The organism is Sphingomonas sp. GW821-FHT10C01 (assembly GCF_059415525.1).
This window is the reverse complement of sequence record NZ_JBWKNK010000004.1, coordinates 33,051-46,589: the sequence shown is the minus strand read 5'-3', so window position 1 is coordinate 46,589 and position 13,539 is coordinate 33,051. Positions and strand designations below refer to the sequence as shown.

The window sequence follows — 13,539 nt, the reverse complement described above, 5'->3', positions numbered from 1 at the left end:
TCACTTGTCCTTCCCCGACTGGATTTCCGGCAGGCGCACAAGGCCTTTGGTGTCGGCCGGGATGGTGATGATGAACGTCGATTTCTTCGCGTCGAGCATCTCGATCCGCCAGCGTCCGGGCGCGAGGCCCGCCGCGGCGAAGCGGCCGTCGCGGGTGGTGAACACCGTGACCGGCGGCCGGTCGGGATGCGCCAACTCGGTGGCGCTGCCCGTCACCAGGCTGACCGGCTCGCCATCGCTGTCGAGCAGACGGCCGATCGCGGTGACGAAATAGTCGGACCCGACGACCAGCTTGTAGCCGCTGCGATACGGCGGCAGCAGGCGGAACGAACCCGTGCCCATGTCCGCGCCAGCCGGCGCATCCGGCGCGTCGACCGTCAGCGTCCGCTCGGCATAGGAGCTGATGCTCGGCTGCGTGCCGGCCTTCAGCATGCCGCTGTTGGCGGTGAAGCCGAACGGCGTCGGCTCGACCACGACATTGGCGCCGGCCAGCGTGCGGTGCGGCGTGACGATCGCGAAGCTGTCATAGATCGGCCGTCCGACCGAGAAGGCGCCGTCGGCGATCGCCAGCGAGGTGCCCATCCGAACCGAGGTCCGCTGGCTGGTCCGCGCACCGAACGTTCCCTGGAACGTCCCGAAGTGGCTGAGGCCGAATTCGGCGCGGTTGGAATAATAGTTGCCGTTGAAGTTGAAGCCCGACCCATTGTCGCTGCGTTCGACATCGGCGGTGATATTGTACGAACCGACGCCTTGCCCATGCAGCGTCTGGAACGATGTGCGCACGCGGTTGTCGCGGGTATCATAGTCGGCGCGGGCGCTGGAATAGCGGCCAAGCCGGACCACCAGCGAGGCGAGCGCGCTAACGCGCGATCCCCCGCCATCGCGCTCCCAGCGGCCGTCCACGGTCAGGCTCGCGGTATCGGAGATGCGATAGCCGGTCGTGATCCGATAGCTGTGGACGTCGCGCTGCGCGCCACGCCCGATCGAATAGCGGCCGTCGAACCCGGCATAGAGCCGGTCGTTGAAGGCGTGCGAATAGCCGCCGCCGAACTCGGCGACGAACTGGTTGTCGGGCGCCAGCACGCCCATCGGGCCGAACCGGCGGCTGCGCGTCTCGGCAAAGAGGGTCAGCGAGTCCGCCTGGCCGTTGTGGCGCTGGATCAGTCGCTGGAAGGTCAGCGTCGCGGCATAGCCGGTGCCGTAGTTGCGGATGTCGGACATCGAGAAATTGCCCGCGAACGATCCGAACGGGGTCGCGGCGACGAACTCGACCCCGCCCATGCGCGAACGCTTGTCGGCCTGGATGTTCGCGCCCAGCGTCAGCTGGTCGGTGATGCCGCGGCGGTAGAAGCCGGTCACGGCCCAGTCGTCGCTGTAGCGCGGGCCACGCGGGCCCAGCGGGTTGAGCACGCCCGCATACAGCCCGAATTCGCTCAACCCCTTCGCAAGTTGCGACTGGTCGAGGAACAGGTTGAAGCGGAGCAATTCGGTGCGTCCGGCGTCATCCAGGACCGACAACCGGATATCATTCGCGCCTTGGGTGAAGGGGAAGTCGCGAAGGTCATAGTTACCCGGTGCAAGCTGTAGACGCCGGACGATCTGGCCGTTGACCTCGACCTCAACGGTCGAAGGACGGTCCAGCCGGAAACTCCGGTCGCCGCGCGGCCGGATAATCTGCTGCGGTTGCAGCACACTATAGGAACGGAAGATCGAGACGCCGGCGATATCGGGCGCCGACTGAAAGCCGCGGCTGATCGTGCGCAGATCGCCCACGGTCCAGCGCATCAGATTCTTCTCGTCGTCATAGACGAAGCGCGAGCCGAGCCGCTGGAAATCGACCCCGTCGGCACCCGGCTGCCAGATCGCCTCGCCCTCGGCCACCACGGGGCCGATGCGGGTCGCGCCGTCGAGCGAGAAGATCGGCGAGGTGAAGCCGACATCGCCGCCCGCATGCAGGTAATCGAGCGCGCCTCGGATGTTGAGATAGGCACTGAAGTTCGCGGGCTCCGCGAAGGTGCCGATCCGGTCGCGATCGAGCGGGCTGACCTGCACCGTCCTGGTGCCGCGCCGTTCCGCCGCGATGGTCAGGTTCAGCTCCAGCGTCTGCGGATTGTAGCGGATCTGCACGCCCGACGCTTCGAAATCGGCGGGGGTCAGCGACGCCTTGCTCGCCGTCGCGCCTTGCAGCGCCTTGATCGTGCCGGGGTTCAGCACATTGGTCAGCAGGTCGATCAGGCGCTGCGCGGGCAGCTCGATCCGGTCGTCCGGCTGGATGACGATCTGCATGTCGCCCAGATAGATGCCGCCATCCTTGAGCGGCACGGTCAGCGCGATCGGCTTGCCGGTCGGGTTGAGCCGCATCTGCGGGCCCGCCGCCATCGCCGGGGGCGCCTGGATCGTCACGCGCCGTTCCTGCACCTGCAGCGTGGTTCCGGCCTGGTCCGATGCCGTGGCGGGTAGCGCCAGCAGCGAGATCAGGACGAACGCACAGCCGCCCAGCAGGCGCGCACGGTCAGGTTTCGGGCGTGAAGCTGACATCGAGCTTGCCCCCTTCGGTTGGCAGCACGATCGGCAGCGTCATGCGGCGTACCTGATTGGCGCCGACAAGACCGAAACCGATCGTCTGCTGGATTTCCGGGCCCGACAGGGTCTTGCGAAAGACCTCCTTGCCCGACGCGTCCTTCTGGATGATGCGCAGCCGGCCGTTCGACAGATAGGCGTGCGCCGCGGACATATTGGCGAGCGTGAGAACCGGCGCGGGTTTCCCCTCGGCGTTCTTGCCCACTTCCGCCGACTGGATCGCGAGCGCCGGCTTGGCGCCTGCGGGCGACACGCTGACCAGCACCTGGAAATTGTACAGGATCTGGATTGCCGACTGGCCCTCGGGCAGCTTCACCGGCAGCTGCGCCACCGTGACATAATAATGCTTGCTCGCCTTGAGGTCGGGGTCGCCGATATACTGGATGCGGAAGGTCTGGGTCTGGCCCGGCTGGATCAGCGCCTGGGGCGGGAAGATCAGCAGATCCTCGCTCGGCTTGCCGGTGCTCTTCACCCCGGTCTCGTCGAACATCAGTTCCTCGACCCGCAGCTCCACCGGCAGCGGTGTCGCGAAGGTGTTCTCGACCGTGATGACCTGACTCATGCCCCGGCCCGAGACCGACAGGTCGATCACCACCGGCTGAACGGTCATGCTCCAGGCGGGCGACGCGAAGACCGCCGCTAGTGCCGCGAGTACCGTGACGAGACCTCGAAGGAGCTTCATATGTCCAGTCTCCCTGTGCCGATCAGTGATCAGCTCGAAACATGCAGTTCGATCACCACCGTGTCTGAATAGCGTCCGGCGGTGAGTGCCCCGCCGCCGGCCGGGATCGAGAGGCGCAGCGACAGGTCGCCCGCCGTCCCGTCCGGAACATCGAGAATTGCCAGCGGCGATGCCGCGGCGTTGAGCGTCAGGGCGCGGTTGGCCCAGTTCGCATCGAGCTGGTAGCCGAGCACGTCGCCGAAACCGGTCGCCGACTGGCGGTTGGCCGGGTTGCCGCCATCGCGCAGCAGCCCGCCATTCGCGCTGGTCAGCGTCAGCCGGTGCGCGGCGTTGCACACCACCGGCAGCTCGATCACCATCTGCGCGGCGCGCGGCTGCGCGGTCTGCGGATCGACCAGTTCGGCGATGCGGATCTCGCCGCTCGACGGACCGGCACCGATAAAGCTCGCATTGACCGCGGTGCCGGCGCGCGCGGAACGGATCACGCAGGCGGGAAAAGTCCGCCCGGCGAGTTCGATCCGTCCGCGGGCGTCGCCCGTTTGCGCCGCCGCCGGGAGTACAGCGACAAGCGCAAGCGCGCCGGCTAGGGGAATGGCGTACCTCATCATTGCGGCTCCAGGACGATGCGGAGCGTGTCGCCGTAATAGCCGGCGATCACAGGAGCGTTGGCGCGCACGTTCGACGCGCCCTGCTGGATCTCGATGCGCAGCTCGAGCGTGCCCGCGCCGGGCCGGTCGATCGTCACGCCCCGCTCGGCGACGCGACGCGACAGCGCGTCGGCGTCGAGCGCGGTGTTGACGCCGGCCCAGGACACTTCCGCCCGGTACGGCACCGCATAGGTGAAGCCCGATGACGGGGTCGGCGGCAGCTCGCTGGTCCGCCACAGCCCGTTATTCTGGGACTCGATACGCAGGCGATGCGGAAAGCTGCAGACCGCTTCGAACTGAACCGATGCGCTCGCCGCATTCGTCGCCAGCGTCGTCGAATCCACCATCTGGTCGATCTGGAGCGTCTCGCCGCTCAGCCCGCGAAAGTTGGTCTGCGCGCCCGGCGCCAGCCGTGGCGGCTGCAGCACACAGATTTGCGGCGCCGATCCAATCACGGGCATGTTGGTCGTCGCGGACCGGTTTTGCGCGGTCGCGGGCATCGCCGTCGCGACGGCGAGCGAAGCGAGGAGGAGCGCGACCCGTGTCATGTCAGTTCGCCACCGCCAGCGTGACGGTCACCAGGCCGAGATAGCTGGTGTCGGACACCAGCCGTAACCCACTGCCGCCATTGGTGGCGAAGGTGCCGATCGACACGGTGATGTCGCCCGAAAAGGCGGTCGGCCGGGTCTGGACCGCGCCGGGGTTGCTCCCCGCGCCGGTGGCAAAGGTCGCCGCGGTGGCCGTCCAGCCGCTCGCGGTTGCCGTATAATCCACCGTGCGCGAGAAGCCTGCGGGGGGCGCCGCAGTAAAGTTCTGCGCGGCCATCGGCGTCGCGTTGACGGTGATGGTGCTGCGCGAGCTGCAGAAGGAACCGGTCAGCACCTTGGGCGGCGCGGCCAGGTCGGTGCGCAGCAGGCCGGTCGTGGTGTCGATCAACACACCGAGATCGAAGGTCGATCCGCTGCCGACGATCGTCCCGCCCGAGCAGAGTGCGGGCACGTTGCCGACCACGGCGAAGGACTTGGTGTCGGTCGCGCTCTGTGCCGCGGCCGAGCCGGCCGACAGCGCGGCGAAGGCGCCCGCGACAAGGATCAGGGACTTTGTCATCTCAGCTTCCTCCACCAACGGCCGGGCCAAGCGTCACGACGACGAGACCGCTATAGATTCCTGCGGTGAGCAGCGCGTCCGACGGCGCGGTGAAGCCTGAGAGCGTCACGTTGACGTCGGCGATCTTGGGTGCGGGTTGGGTCGCGCCGGTGCTGGTCGCGGTCGGCGTCGCGCCCGATGCGCTCGCCGCCGAGGTCGCCGCGGTCGGCGACAGCGCCCAGTTGGACGCGGTCGCCGTATAGTTCACCGCCTTGGCGAACCCCGGCTGCACCGGCGATGCGTCGGCGGATACCAGGGCCGTCACCTGCACCGTGAGCGCCGATCCCGCGAAGTTGCAGAACGAATTGGGCAGGGTGACGCTCTGGTCGCCCAGCACCGCGATCCGGCCGACCCGCGTGCCCGACGTCGCGGCCATCTGGCCGAGATCGACGGTAGCACGCGACGGGGCGCCCAGGATGCACAGCCGCGCCACATTGCCGTTGACGATGACCTGCCCGGTCGAGGTGTCGCTCGCCGCCTGAGCCAGCGCGCTCCCTGGGATCATGGCCGCCGCCGCTGCGGCGATTGGGATGATCAGAGCCTTCATCGTCATGCTCCTTGGGTCAGTTCGCCGCCGACAAGGTGACGCGCGTCTCGCCTTGGTAGGCGCCGGCGATCAGCAGGCCGGAAGCCGGCGTCGACGAGCTCGAAAGCGTCACGGTGACGTTGCCGGTGAACAGTGCCACGGTGCTGGGACTGCCCGCCCCCGCCACGATCGAACTGTCCAACGCGCTAACCGAATTGGCGACTGCCGTGGCGGTGTAGTTGACCACCCGGTCAAACCCCGCCGGCGGCGCGCTCGTCACCGTCGTGTTGACCACCGGAAACGCCTCGACGCTCATCGAAGAGGCGGTGCCGTTGCACCAGCCGACCAGGGTGCGGGACTGGCCGTCGAGCTTGCTCGCGTCCAGTTTGCCCGCACCTGCGCCGGTGCCGCCCTGCGCCAGTTCGCCCGCATTGATCACCGCGTTGGACGTGGTGAACAGGCAGCGTGGCGCCACCGATCCGTCGATCGTCACCGTCCCCGTGGTGGTGCCGGACTGGGCCAGCACTGGGGTCGCGGTCACGGCGGCCAGAACCACCGAAGCCAGGATCAACTTGCGCATCGTCTCATGCCCTTCCGGTTTCGATCAGGTGCCGGGCTTGATCACGACGGTGATCTTGCCGGTGTAGACCGGATCTGCGGACAGCAGATCGTTGACGGTGTTGGTGCGGAAGTTGCTCGCGGTGATCACGATGTTGTCCGAGCCGTTATTGGCCAGGCGTCCGCCCACCGCAGTGTCGGCACCCGCCGCCGCGGCGCTGTCGTTCGAGAACGGACCGGCTGGGCCAGTGGTCGTCGTCACGGCGACATTCGCGGTGAAGTCGATGCTGTTGTCATAGCCCGTCGTCGCCGTCGCCGTTGCCGCGGTGATCGGATCCGCGTCGACGCTGATCGTCGGGGCAGCGGTGGTGCACACGACCCGGGCAGCTACGCCGGCCGCGGTGAAGTCCGCCGCCAGGCCAGGGCGCAGCCTGCCATCGACGCCGGCCAGTTCGCCGAATGCGACGAGACGGGTGAAGGTGCTGTCACCGCCAGGAACGACGATGCACTTGGGCGCCACCGAACCGGTGATGTTCACGGTGCCGGTGGTGTTCTGGGCCATCGCCGGCGAGGCGACAGCGAGCGCGGTGCCAGCCGCAAGAATGGCAAGAACGGTTTTCATCACTCGGTCTCCTGATCTGGCCGGCATCCGGCCGGGCAAGATTTGGTTCATCGGCAACAGGCCGCACGCTTCACTCACGAGGGTGCCGCGAAACAGGAAGGGCGCTGTCCGGCCCGTCATGGCGCGACACTCACAGTCACGGTCAGGGTGTCCGCGTAACTGCCCGAAACCAGCATGTTGGCGCCGGAATAGGCAGGCGCGCTCACACGCACGAACGACCCCGTTTGCAGAATGGAATTGGAATTGAGCCGCAGTCCGTCGGTGGTCGTCGCCGGCCCGCGGAAGCTGCATGGCGTCCCCGCCGTCGCGGTCAGCGCCGCGACCGCGCAGGTCGCCGATGCCGTCGCGCTCGACCCGACCAGGTTGAGCATCACGTCATAGGGGGCGAGCGTCGAATAGCCTGACGGCGCGCTGCCACCCGCCTTCAGCCCGCCATTGCTCGACACCACCGCGACGCGCGAGGGGCCGGTGCATTCGAGCTGGAAGGTGAAGTCGTGGCTGAAACCGGTCTGGTCGAAATTCGGCTGGTCGAAGCTGCCGCTCGGCGCCGCGCCGGTGGCGAAGCCGCAACGGCCGCCCACGGCCGCCCGCACCTGAATCGGGAGCGAAGCGAAGCCGCCGGCATTGGGGCCATCGGCATAATAGGTTTGGGCCGATATCGGCGCGCTGCAGAGCGTCAGCCCCGTTGCCGCCAAGATCCCCAAAGTCCAGACCGAAATCCGCAACTCCGCCTCCCTAAAAAGGCTTCTCGAATCGGAGCTCGGCTATGCTTGCGCTTTACCTTCACCCGGAGGTGCAACATTGCACCACGACTCGTTGTTTACGGATTGTTAAGTAGATACCTCGCCCTTATCCATTCATCCTTATGGAAAAACTGACGATATATTAAGCATTATGCGGATGAAACTTTAGTTATATCTTCGCCTGTCTTGCGATGATAACTGTCCAAAAATAAGACATCATGCGTCCGTGACTAGAGTTCAGCCCCTGTTTGGGGATGACGCTCAATTTCCTTCTGCATCAACATGGCCAGTTCGACTCGGTTCGCAACATCGAGCTTTGCGAAGATACGGTGCAGGGTGAGCTTCACCGTCCCCTCGGTCACCCCCAGCTCCAGCCCGATGTCGCGGTTGCGCAGGCCGCGGGTAATGAGCTGCGCGATCGAGCGTTCGCGCAGCGTGAGCAGGCTCAGCCGGTTGTTGGCCCTGGTCCCCTGCATCGCGAGCGAAAGCGCGCGCTGCATGATCGACCGTTCGATCCACTGGCCGCCGGTCGACACTTCGCGCAGGCACGCGACCAGCAGGGTCTCGGCACCCTCCTTTGGCAGGATGCCCTGGACCTTGAGGTCGAGCGCCTCGATCAGGTCCGCGTCGGAGATATGCGCGGTCAGCAGCACGATCACCCGCTTGTCGTGGCGGGCACGCAGCGCGCGCACGACATCCATGCCGCTGCGATTCGGCATCGCGATGTCGAGAACCAGCACATCGGGACGAACAACCGGGATCAGCTCGAGCGTTTGCACGCCGTCGCGCGCGGTGCCGACCACCTCGAAATCCGAACCGTGCAGCACCGCCTCGATGCCCGAGAGCATCAGTGGGTGATCGTCAGCGACAAGGATCCTCGGCTTGGTCATTCCCGTGCCTCAAATGGATACCGATACTCACCCGAGTCCGGCCGTATGGCCGCAAAGTCAAGGTCGCCGATGCAACGCCTCCACGAATATTCGCTTTTTACTTTCGGTGGCGAGTACCGTGAACGACCGTAATGCCGCGCATTGCAGCCAGTATGTCAGGGTGTCCTGCGCACCCAGCTCGCCATCTACCATGTCTCAGGTGAAGCCACGCTCTTCTCGAGCCGCATGAGGGGCTTCACGAATTCGACCTGGCGTGCTTGCGATCAGGCCCTTGCTTTTGCGGGAAGCCCCACGACGTCGACGGTATCACCCGACAAAGGCGTGGCTGTCATCGACGGTCGCGATGAAAATGCGTCGAACCAGTGGCTCAAGTGCGTCGAGTTCCGGAACGATGGCAGGTCGCGGAATTCGAGCCAGTCGAGCGTCGTCGCCAGCGCAATCTGCCCGATATGGAGATCGGCATCGAAGTCCATATGCCGTTCGAGCCACGCATAGCTCGCTTCCAGCTTGGCGACATAGCCATCGCGAAGATCCTCGAACCGGAGCGCTTCGGGCCGGCGCACGGTTTCCCAGCGCACGGCGATCCCCGCATCGGCCATCCCCTGGGCGAGTGCTTCGAGCCGTAACGCCTGCCAGCGCGCTTCAGGGTCGGCCGGATAGAGGCTGTCGCCATCGTGAAGCGTGTCCAGATAGGCGCAAATGACGTTTGAATCGAACAGTGAAGGAAGCCCTGGACGGAGCAGGACCGGCACTTTCCCGAGAGGATTTTGGTCGAACACCTCATCGTTTCGGGCAGTGGGACTCGTTTCGTGATGCTCCACGACGATCTTGTCGGCGATTCCGATCTCATGGGCGAAGACGAGTGCCTTCCGGGCGAAGGGCGAGTGGGTTTGATAGAGCAGGCGCATCGGCGTTTCCTATTCGTCGTGAAATTGTGGGTGAGACGGATCGGCGCTGCGACCTCAGCCATGCGGTACGGCATGAAGGAGATACGCAAGCACCGCGGTGATCTTTTGAGCGGTCGGCACATGGAGGAATTCATTGGGGCCGTGTGCATTCGATTGCGGGCCAAGGACGCCGGTGACGACGAACTGAGACTCCGGGAATCGTTCCTGAAGCATGGTCAGAAAGGGTATCCCCCCGCCGCCACCATAGGCCGCATGGTCGCCAGCAAAGGCTTCCAGCGAGGCCGAGCCGAGCGCGTCGGCCAGCCATTCGGCAGTCTCGGGCGCGTGCCAACCCGGCGAAACGAACGAGATGTCGAACGACACCTGCGCGCCATAGGGCGGGTCGCGCTCGAGGCGCGCCTTCAGCGCCTGTCCAGCCACGACCGGATCGAGCGTCGGGGGCAAGCGAAGGCTGAGCTTCAACGCGGTGGCCGGCAGCATCACGGACGCAGCCGCGTCGACCGGCGGCAACCCGTCGATCCCGATGACAGCAAGCTGAGCGCGCCACGACCGCTCAATCAGCAGCGCCGCGACATCATCCCGCGCCGGCCGCGCGCCCGGCACGAACGGCATCGCGTCATAGGCGGAAGGCCCGAGGACCCGGGCCGCGAGATCGGCCTCGGCCAGGCGCGCGACCGGAACATCGACTTCGAACTCGGGTACTGTGATGCGGCCGGTTGCCGCGTCCTCGATCCGCGAGAGCAACTGAGTCGCTATTCGGAAGCTGGATGGAGCGATGCCCGCGGCTTCGCCCGAGTGAATCGCCTCATTGAGGACGCGCACCGTCAAGGTGCCGGCGACCTGACCGCGCAGTGACGTCGTCGTCCATAGCTGATCATAATTGCCGCACATCGAGTCGAGCGCGACGACAAGGGACGGCGAGCCGAGGCGGTCGGCGAGATGCTCGAAATAGAACGGCAAATCCGCGCTACTCGATTCCTCGGAGGCTTCGATGAGGATGACGCAGCGCGGCCGCGCCAGCTTCTGCTCGTGAAGCGCAAGCAAGGCCAGGACGGCACTGAACAGCGCATAGCCGTCATCGGCGCCACCGCGCCCATATAGCCTGTCTCCCTCGCGCGTCGGCATCCAGGCGGCTCGGCCCTCACGCCAGCCGTCCATCGCGGGCTGCTTGTCCAGATGGCCATACAGAATGACCGGCGCGTCATTGCCGTCTCGAAACATGGCCGGCACATCGACGAGGATCAGCGGCGTGCGGCCGGGCAGGTTGTGAACTTCGACGACGGCGCCTTCGATCGGCGCCAGATGCATGCGGGCCCAGTCGGCGAGCAGCTCCGTAGCTTCGGCCATATGGCCAAGCGCTGCCCAATCCGCCTCGAATGCCGGCGATACGCACGGGATTGCGATATAGTCGGTCAATGTGGGCAGTATGTCGGCTGTCCATTTGCGGTCGATAAAGTCTCGAATGCGTCCGCTATCCATTTCCACTCCGTTCGCTAGAGTCCGAAGACTAGAGGGGGTGGACGCGGCCAAACCGCGAATATGATGCCGATAACGCCTTCTTCCGACAAAGAACGGCGATAAACTGCGGGGATGGAACTCGACCTATTCGATCGCCGCCTGCTTGCCCTGGTCCAGGAAAATGCCGGACTCACCGCCGAGCAACTCGCCGAAACCGTGCCACTGTCGATTTCCGCGATCCAGCGCAGGATCCGGAGGATGCGCGAGCAAGGCGTGATCATGAAGGACGTCGCGGTCTGCGATCCGAAGAAGCTCGGTCGCCCGACATTCTTCATCGTGTCGCTTCAGGTCGAACGCGAGCGGCCTGAATTGCTTGCCGAGCTCAAACGCTGGCTCAGCGCCGAGGAGCAGGTCCAGCAGGTATATTATGTGACGGGAGAGGCCGATTTCGTCCTCGTCGTGACCGCGCCCGATACCGAGAGCTATGACGACCTCATGTCGCGGCTGGTGGCGCGCAACGCGAACGTCCGGCGCTTTACGACCAACGTCGCATTGGGGGTGGTGAAGCGCGGTCTGGCGATTGCGATGCCTGACGCGCCATAGCCTTGATATTCGCGGCGCGGCGGCGCGCAAGGGCGCCAGATCGCGGACAAGCGGCAAGCGGCCACCCTATACTGGCGGGATGATCGACCATTCCAGCACGCACGGCGTCCCGTTCACGCCGCTCATCGCCCTCCCGGCCCTCGCCGCCCAGCTCGGCGTTGGCGCCATTCTGGTCAAATGCGAAAATCATCGGCGGCTGGGAAATTTCAAATCACTGGGCGGTGCGCATGCCGCCCGCCTGGCGCTATCGCGTCTCGATGCCAGCGGGAACCCTGCCCGGACCCCGCGAAGATTGCTGTGTGCCAGTGACGGGAATCACGGCCTTGCCGTGGCGACGGCGGCCCGTGAGGCGGGCGCGGAGGCGCGGGTATATCTGCCCCATCATGTCACCGACGCGCGCGAAGCGCGCATCCGTGACATCGGCGCGACAATTGTACGTCTGTGCGGAACTTACGACGATGCCGTTCGCGAAGCCTGTGCCGCCGAGGCGCGCGGAGAAGGCTTGCTGATCGCCGACACGACCGACGATCCTGACGACGTCGTCGTCGCGGACGTGATGGCGGGCTACGCGACGATCGCGGAAGAGGTCGTGGCGCAACTGGTCGAAGACGCCCTCTCGGCACCGACTCACCTGTTCCTGCAGGCGGGGGTCGGGGGCTTTGCGGCCGCGATGGCGCGGGGGCTTGCCGGTGCCATGGCGATGCCGCGCGGTGTTGTCGTGGTCGAGCCGGAGGCGGCGGCATGCGTGGCGGCCGCGCTTACCCATGGTATTCCGGTCCAGATCGAAGGCACGCTCGAAACCTGCGCGGATATGCTGTCCTGCGGTGCTGCATCCGCGCCTGCACTGAACATTCTTCTGAGGCATGACGCAGCCGGGATTCAGGTGGCCGAAGCCGATTTGCGGGCGGCGTGCGAGACGATGGAGCGGGCGGGAGGACCAGCCAGCACAGCTTCGGGCGTGGCGGGGCTCGCCGGATTGATCGCGGCTTGCCGCAGCGCCGCGGACCGAGAGCGCCTGGCGGTCGGTTCCCGGTCCGTGATCCTGCTATTCGTCACCGAAGGGGCATAGCCCTGCCAACAGCGGGGCTATGCCCGATCAATAGGGGCCATGGTTGGTGGGGACGTGGCGTTAGATGCTGAGTTCCGCCGCAGCCTCCGCTGTTGCCGACGCGGCCAAGTTCCAGCGGTCATCGATCACCGCCCCGATGTCACGAAGCGCTTCGACGGCGTGTGCGGGATCGACCACGGCATGTGGAAGATACAATCCCGGGGCCAGCTTCTTGCCGGTCTCGAGGCCGAGCATCGCTTCGATCGCCAGGCTGACGCCCAATGCGGTCATCGGCGCCTGACCCTCGGGATGGATGACGAAACGCCGTGCGTGCTTCATCTGCCCGTCGAGCGAAAGCCCGGTGACCTCGATCAGAATCTCGTGCGAATATCGATCGCCCCTTCGGCGACTGGACGTTTCGCCGACCGCGAGCTGAAACGCGACGTCGGGGGCGTTGGTCGCCGCCGAGAGGCTGAGGATATCGAGATTGCCGAATGCCTGCGCGTCGAAGCGCGTTCCGTCCCAGGCCTCGAACGTGGCCGCAGCGTCTTCGCCGGCGGCCCAGACGAACCGGCCGTTCCTGCGCGCCAGGCTCGATGGCCCCGCTTGCGTCTGGCGGACATAGTCGGCCTCGGCGGCACCGCCGCCCATATCTTGATCATCGAGAAGCGCCGAAACGAGCACATTGTCCACACGGGCGAAGCCGCTCGCAAGGTCGAGCGCCGCGAAGGTGCTCGCGCCGGCAAGCCAGTTGCTGGCCAACAGGATCGGCGCCGTCTGCGGACGCTCGCTGTAGAACGCCGCTTGCGGCCCCAGTTCGAACGCCGCGCTCGAAATGTCGATGAAGGCGCTGCCGCGATCCTGGGCGAAGAGCTGGCCGTTCAGGGTTTCGTCCTTGACGAACATCGCGGTGGCGCCGACCTTGATATCGTCCTGCAGCCCCAGATCGCGGCGGCCCAGGTCAACCACCACGCCCCGCGCATTCCCGAGTTCCAGCGCCAGGGCTTCGACCTTCGCAAGATCGCGACCGCCGAGAAGCAAGGGTAGGTCAGGCCATCGCTGACGAAGGCGCGCCGCGGCCTGCCGTCCCACAACCCCCGAAGCGCCTACCAGAAGCACCCATGAATC

General features: G+C 65.9%; 15 protein-coding genes. 2 read left to right on the top strand and 13 right to left on the bottom strand.

The annotated features are described in order from the left end of the window. The 12 genes from AC07M1_RS15920 to AC07M1_RS15865 all read right to left on the bottom strand — a co-directional run bounded on the left by AC07M1_RS15920 (nucleotide 1) and on the right by AC07M1_RS15865 (nucleotide 10,781). Nucleotides 1-2,538, bottom strand: coding sequence for a fimbria/pilus outer membrane usher protein (locus AC07M1_RS15920; protein WP_495163609.1), 2,538 nt, complete (start codon nucleotides 2,536-2,538; stop codon nucleotides 1-3). After that, nucleotides 2,513-3,262: a fimbria/pilus periplasmic chaperone gene (locus AC07M1_RS15915; protein WP_495163608.1), complete on the bottom strand. Its 750-nt coding sequence runs from the start codon at nucleotides 3,260-3,262 to the stop codon at nucleotides 2,513-2,515. The genes AC07M1_RS15920 and AC07M1_RS15915 overlap by 26 nt, the downstream gene beginning before the upstream one ends. Nucleotides 3,263-3,291: 29 nt before the next feature. Further along, a complete protein-coding gene (locus AC07M1_RS15910; protein ID WP_495163607.1) occupies nucleotides 3,292-3,867 on the bottom strand; it encodes a hypothetical protein in 576 nt (191 codons plus the stop codon). Further along, on the bottom strand, nucleotides 3,867-4,457 hold the full coding sequence (locus AC07M1_RS15905) for a hypothetical protein (RefSeq protein ID WP_495163606.1): 591 nt from the start codon (nucleotides 4,455-4,457) through the stop codon (nucleotides 3,867-3,869). The genes AC07M1_RS15910 and AC07M1_RS15905 overlap by 1 nt, the downstream gene beginning before the upstream one ends. Before the next feature lies 1 nt (nucleotide 4,458). After that, complete coding sequence (locus AC07M1_RS15900) at nucleotides 4,459-5,016, bottom strand: hypothetical protein (protein WP_495163605.1); 558 nt, start codon at nucleotides 5,014-5,016, stop codon at nucleotides 4,459-4,461. 1 nt (nucleotide 5,017) lies between these two features. After that, nucleotides 5,018-5,602, bottom strand: coding sequence for a hypothetical protein (locus tag AC07M1_RS15895; RefSeq protein WP_495163604.1), 585 nt, complete (start codon nucleotides 5,600-5,602; stop codon nucleotides 5,018-5,020). Between the two features lie 16 nt (nucleotides 5,603-5,618). Then, on the bottom strand, nucleotides 5,619-6,161 hold the full coding sequence (locus AC07M1_RS15890) for a hypothetical protein (RefSeq protein ID WP_495163603.1): 543 nt from the start codon (nucleotides 6,159-6,161) through the stop codon (nucleotides 5,619-5,621). Between the two features lie 24 nt (nucleotides 6,162-6,185). Further along, the gene (locus AC07M1_RS15885) at nucleotides 6,186-6,761 is read right to left on the bottom strand and encodes a hypothetical protein (protein WP_495163602.1); all 576 of its coding nucleotides are present in this window, start codon (nucleotides 6,759-6,761) and stop codon (nucleotides 6,186-6,188) included. A 116-nt stretch (nucleotides 6,762-6,877) separates the two neighbouring features. Next, nucleotides 6,878-7,486, bottom strand: coding sequence for a hypothetical protein (locus tag AC07M1_RS15880; protein WP_495163601.1), 609 nt, complete (start codon nucleotides 7,484-7,486; stop codon nucleotides 6,878-6,880). A 248-nt stretch (nucleotides 7,487-7,734) separates the two neighbouring features. After that, on the bottom strand, nucleotides 7,735-8,394 hold the full coding sequence (locus tag AC07M1_RS15875; RefSeq protein WP_495163600.1) for a response regulator: 660 nt from the start codon (nucleotides 8,392-8,394) through the stop codon (nucleotides 7,735-7,737). Nucleotides 8,395-8,657: 263 nt separating this feature from the next. Further along, a complete protein-coding gene (locus AC07M1_RS15870) occupies nucleotides 8,658-9,302 on the bottom strand; it encodes a glutathione S-transferase family protein (protein ID WP_495163599.1) in 645 nt (214 codons plus the stop codon). 54 nt (nucleotides 9,303-9,356) lie between these two features. Continuing rightward, on the bottom strand, nucleotides 9,357-10,781 hold the full coding sequence (locus tag AC07M1_RS15865; RefSeq protein ID WP_495163598.1) for a M20/M25/M40 family metallo-hydrolase: 1,425 nt from the start codon (nucleotides 10,779-10,781) through the stop codon (nucleotides 9,357-9,359). Nucleotides 10,782-10,892: 111 nt separating this feature from the next. Between AC07M1_RS15865 and AC07M1_RS15860 the strand changes: the two genes are divergently transcribed. Together AC07M1_RS15860 and AC07M1_RS15855 are read left to right on the top strand one after the other, a co-directional pair. Then, complete coding sequence (locus AC07M1_RS15860; protein ID WP_495163597.1) at nucleotides 10,893-11,363, top strand: Lrp/AsnC family transcriptional regulator; 471 nt, start codon at nucleotides 10,893-10,895, stop codon at nucleotides 11,361-11,363. Nucleotides 11,364-11,442: 79 nt separating this feature from the next. Next, entirely contained in the window at nucleotides 11,443-12,432 is a 990-nt protein-coding gene (locus AC07M1_RS15855; protein WP_495163596.1) for a pyridoxal-phosphate dependent enzyme, read from the top strand. A 60-nt stretch (nucleotides 12,433-12,492) separates the two neighbouring features. On the opposite strand, the gene AC07M1_RS15850 is transcribed toward AC07M1_RS15855, so the two are convergent. Then, nucleotides 12,493-13,383, bottom strand: a complete 891-nt coding sequence (locus tag AC07M1_RS15850; RefSeq protein ID WP_495163595.1) for an NAD(P)-dependent oxidoreductase — start codon at nucleotides 13,381-13,383, stop codon at nucleotides 12,493-12,495. Nucleotides 13,384-13,539 lie beyond the last annotated feature (156 nt).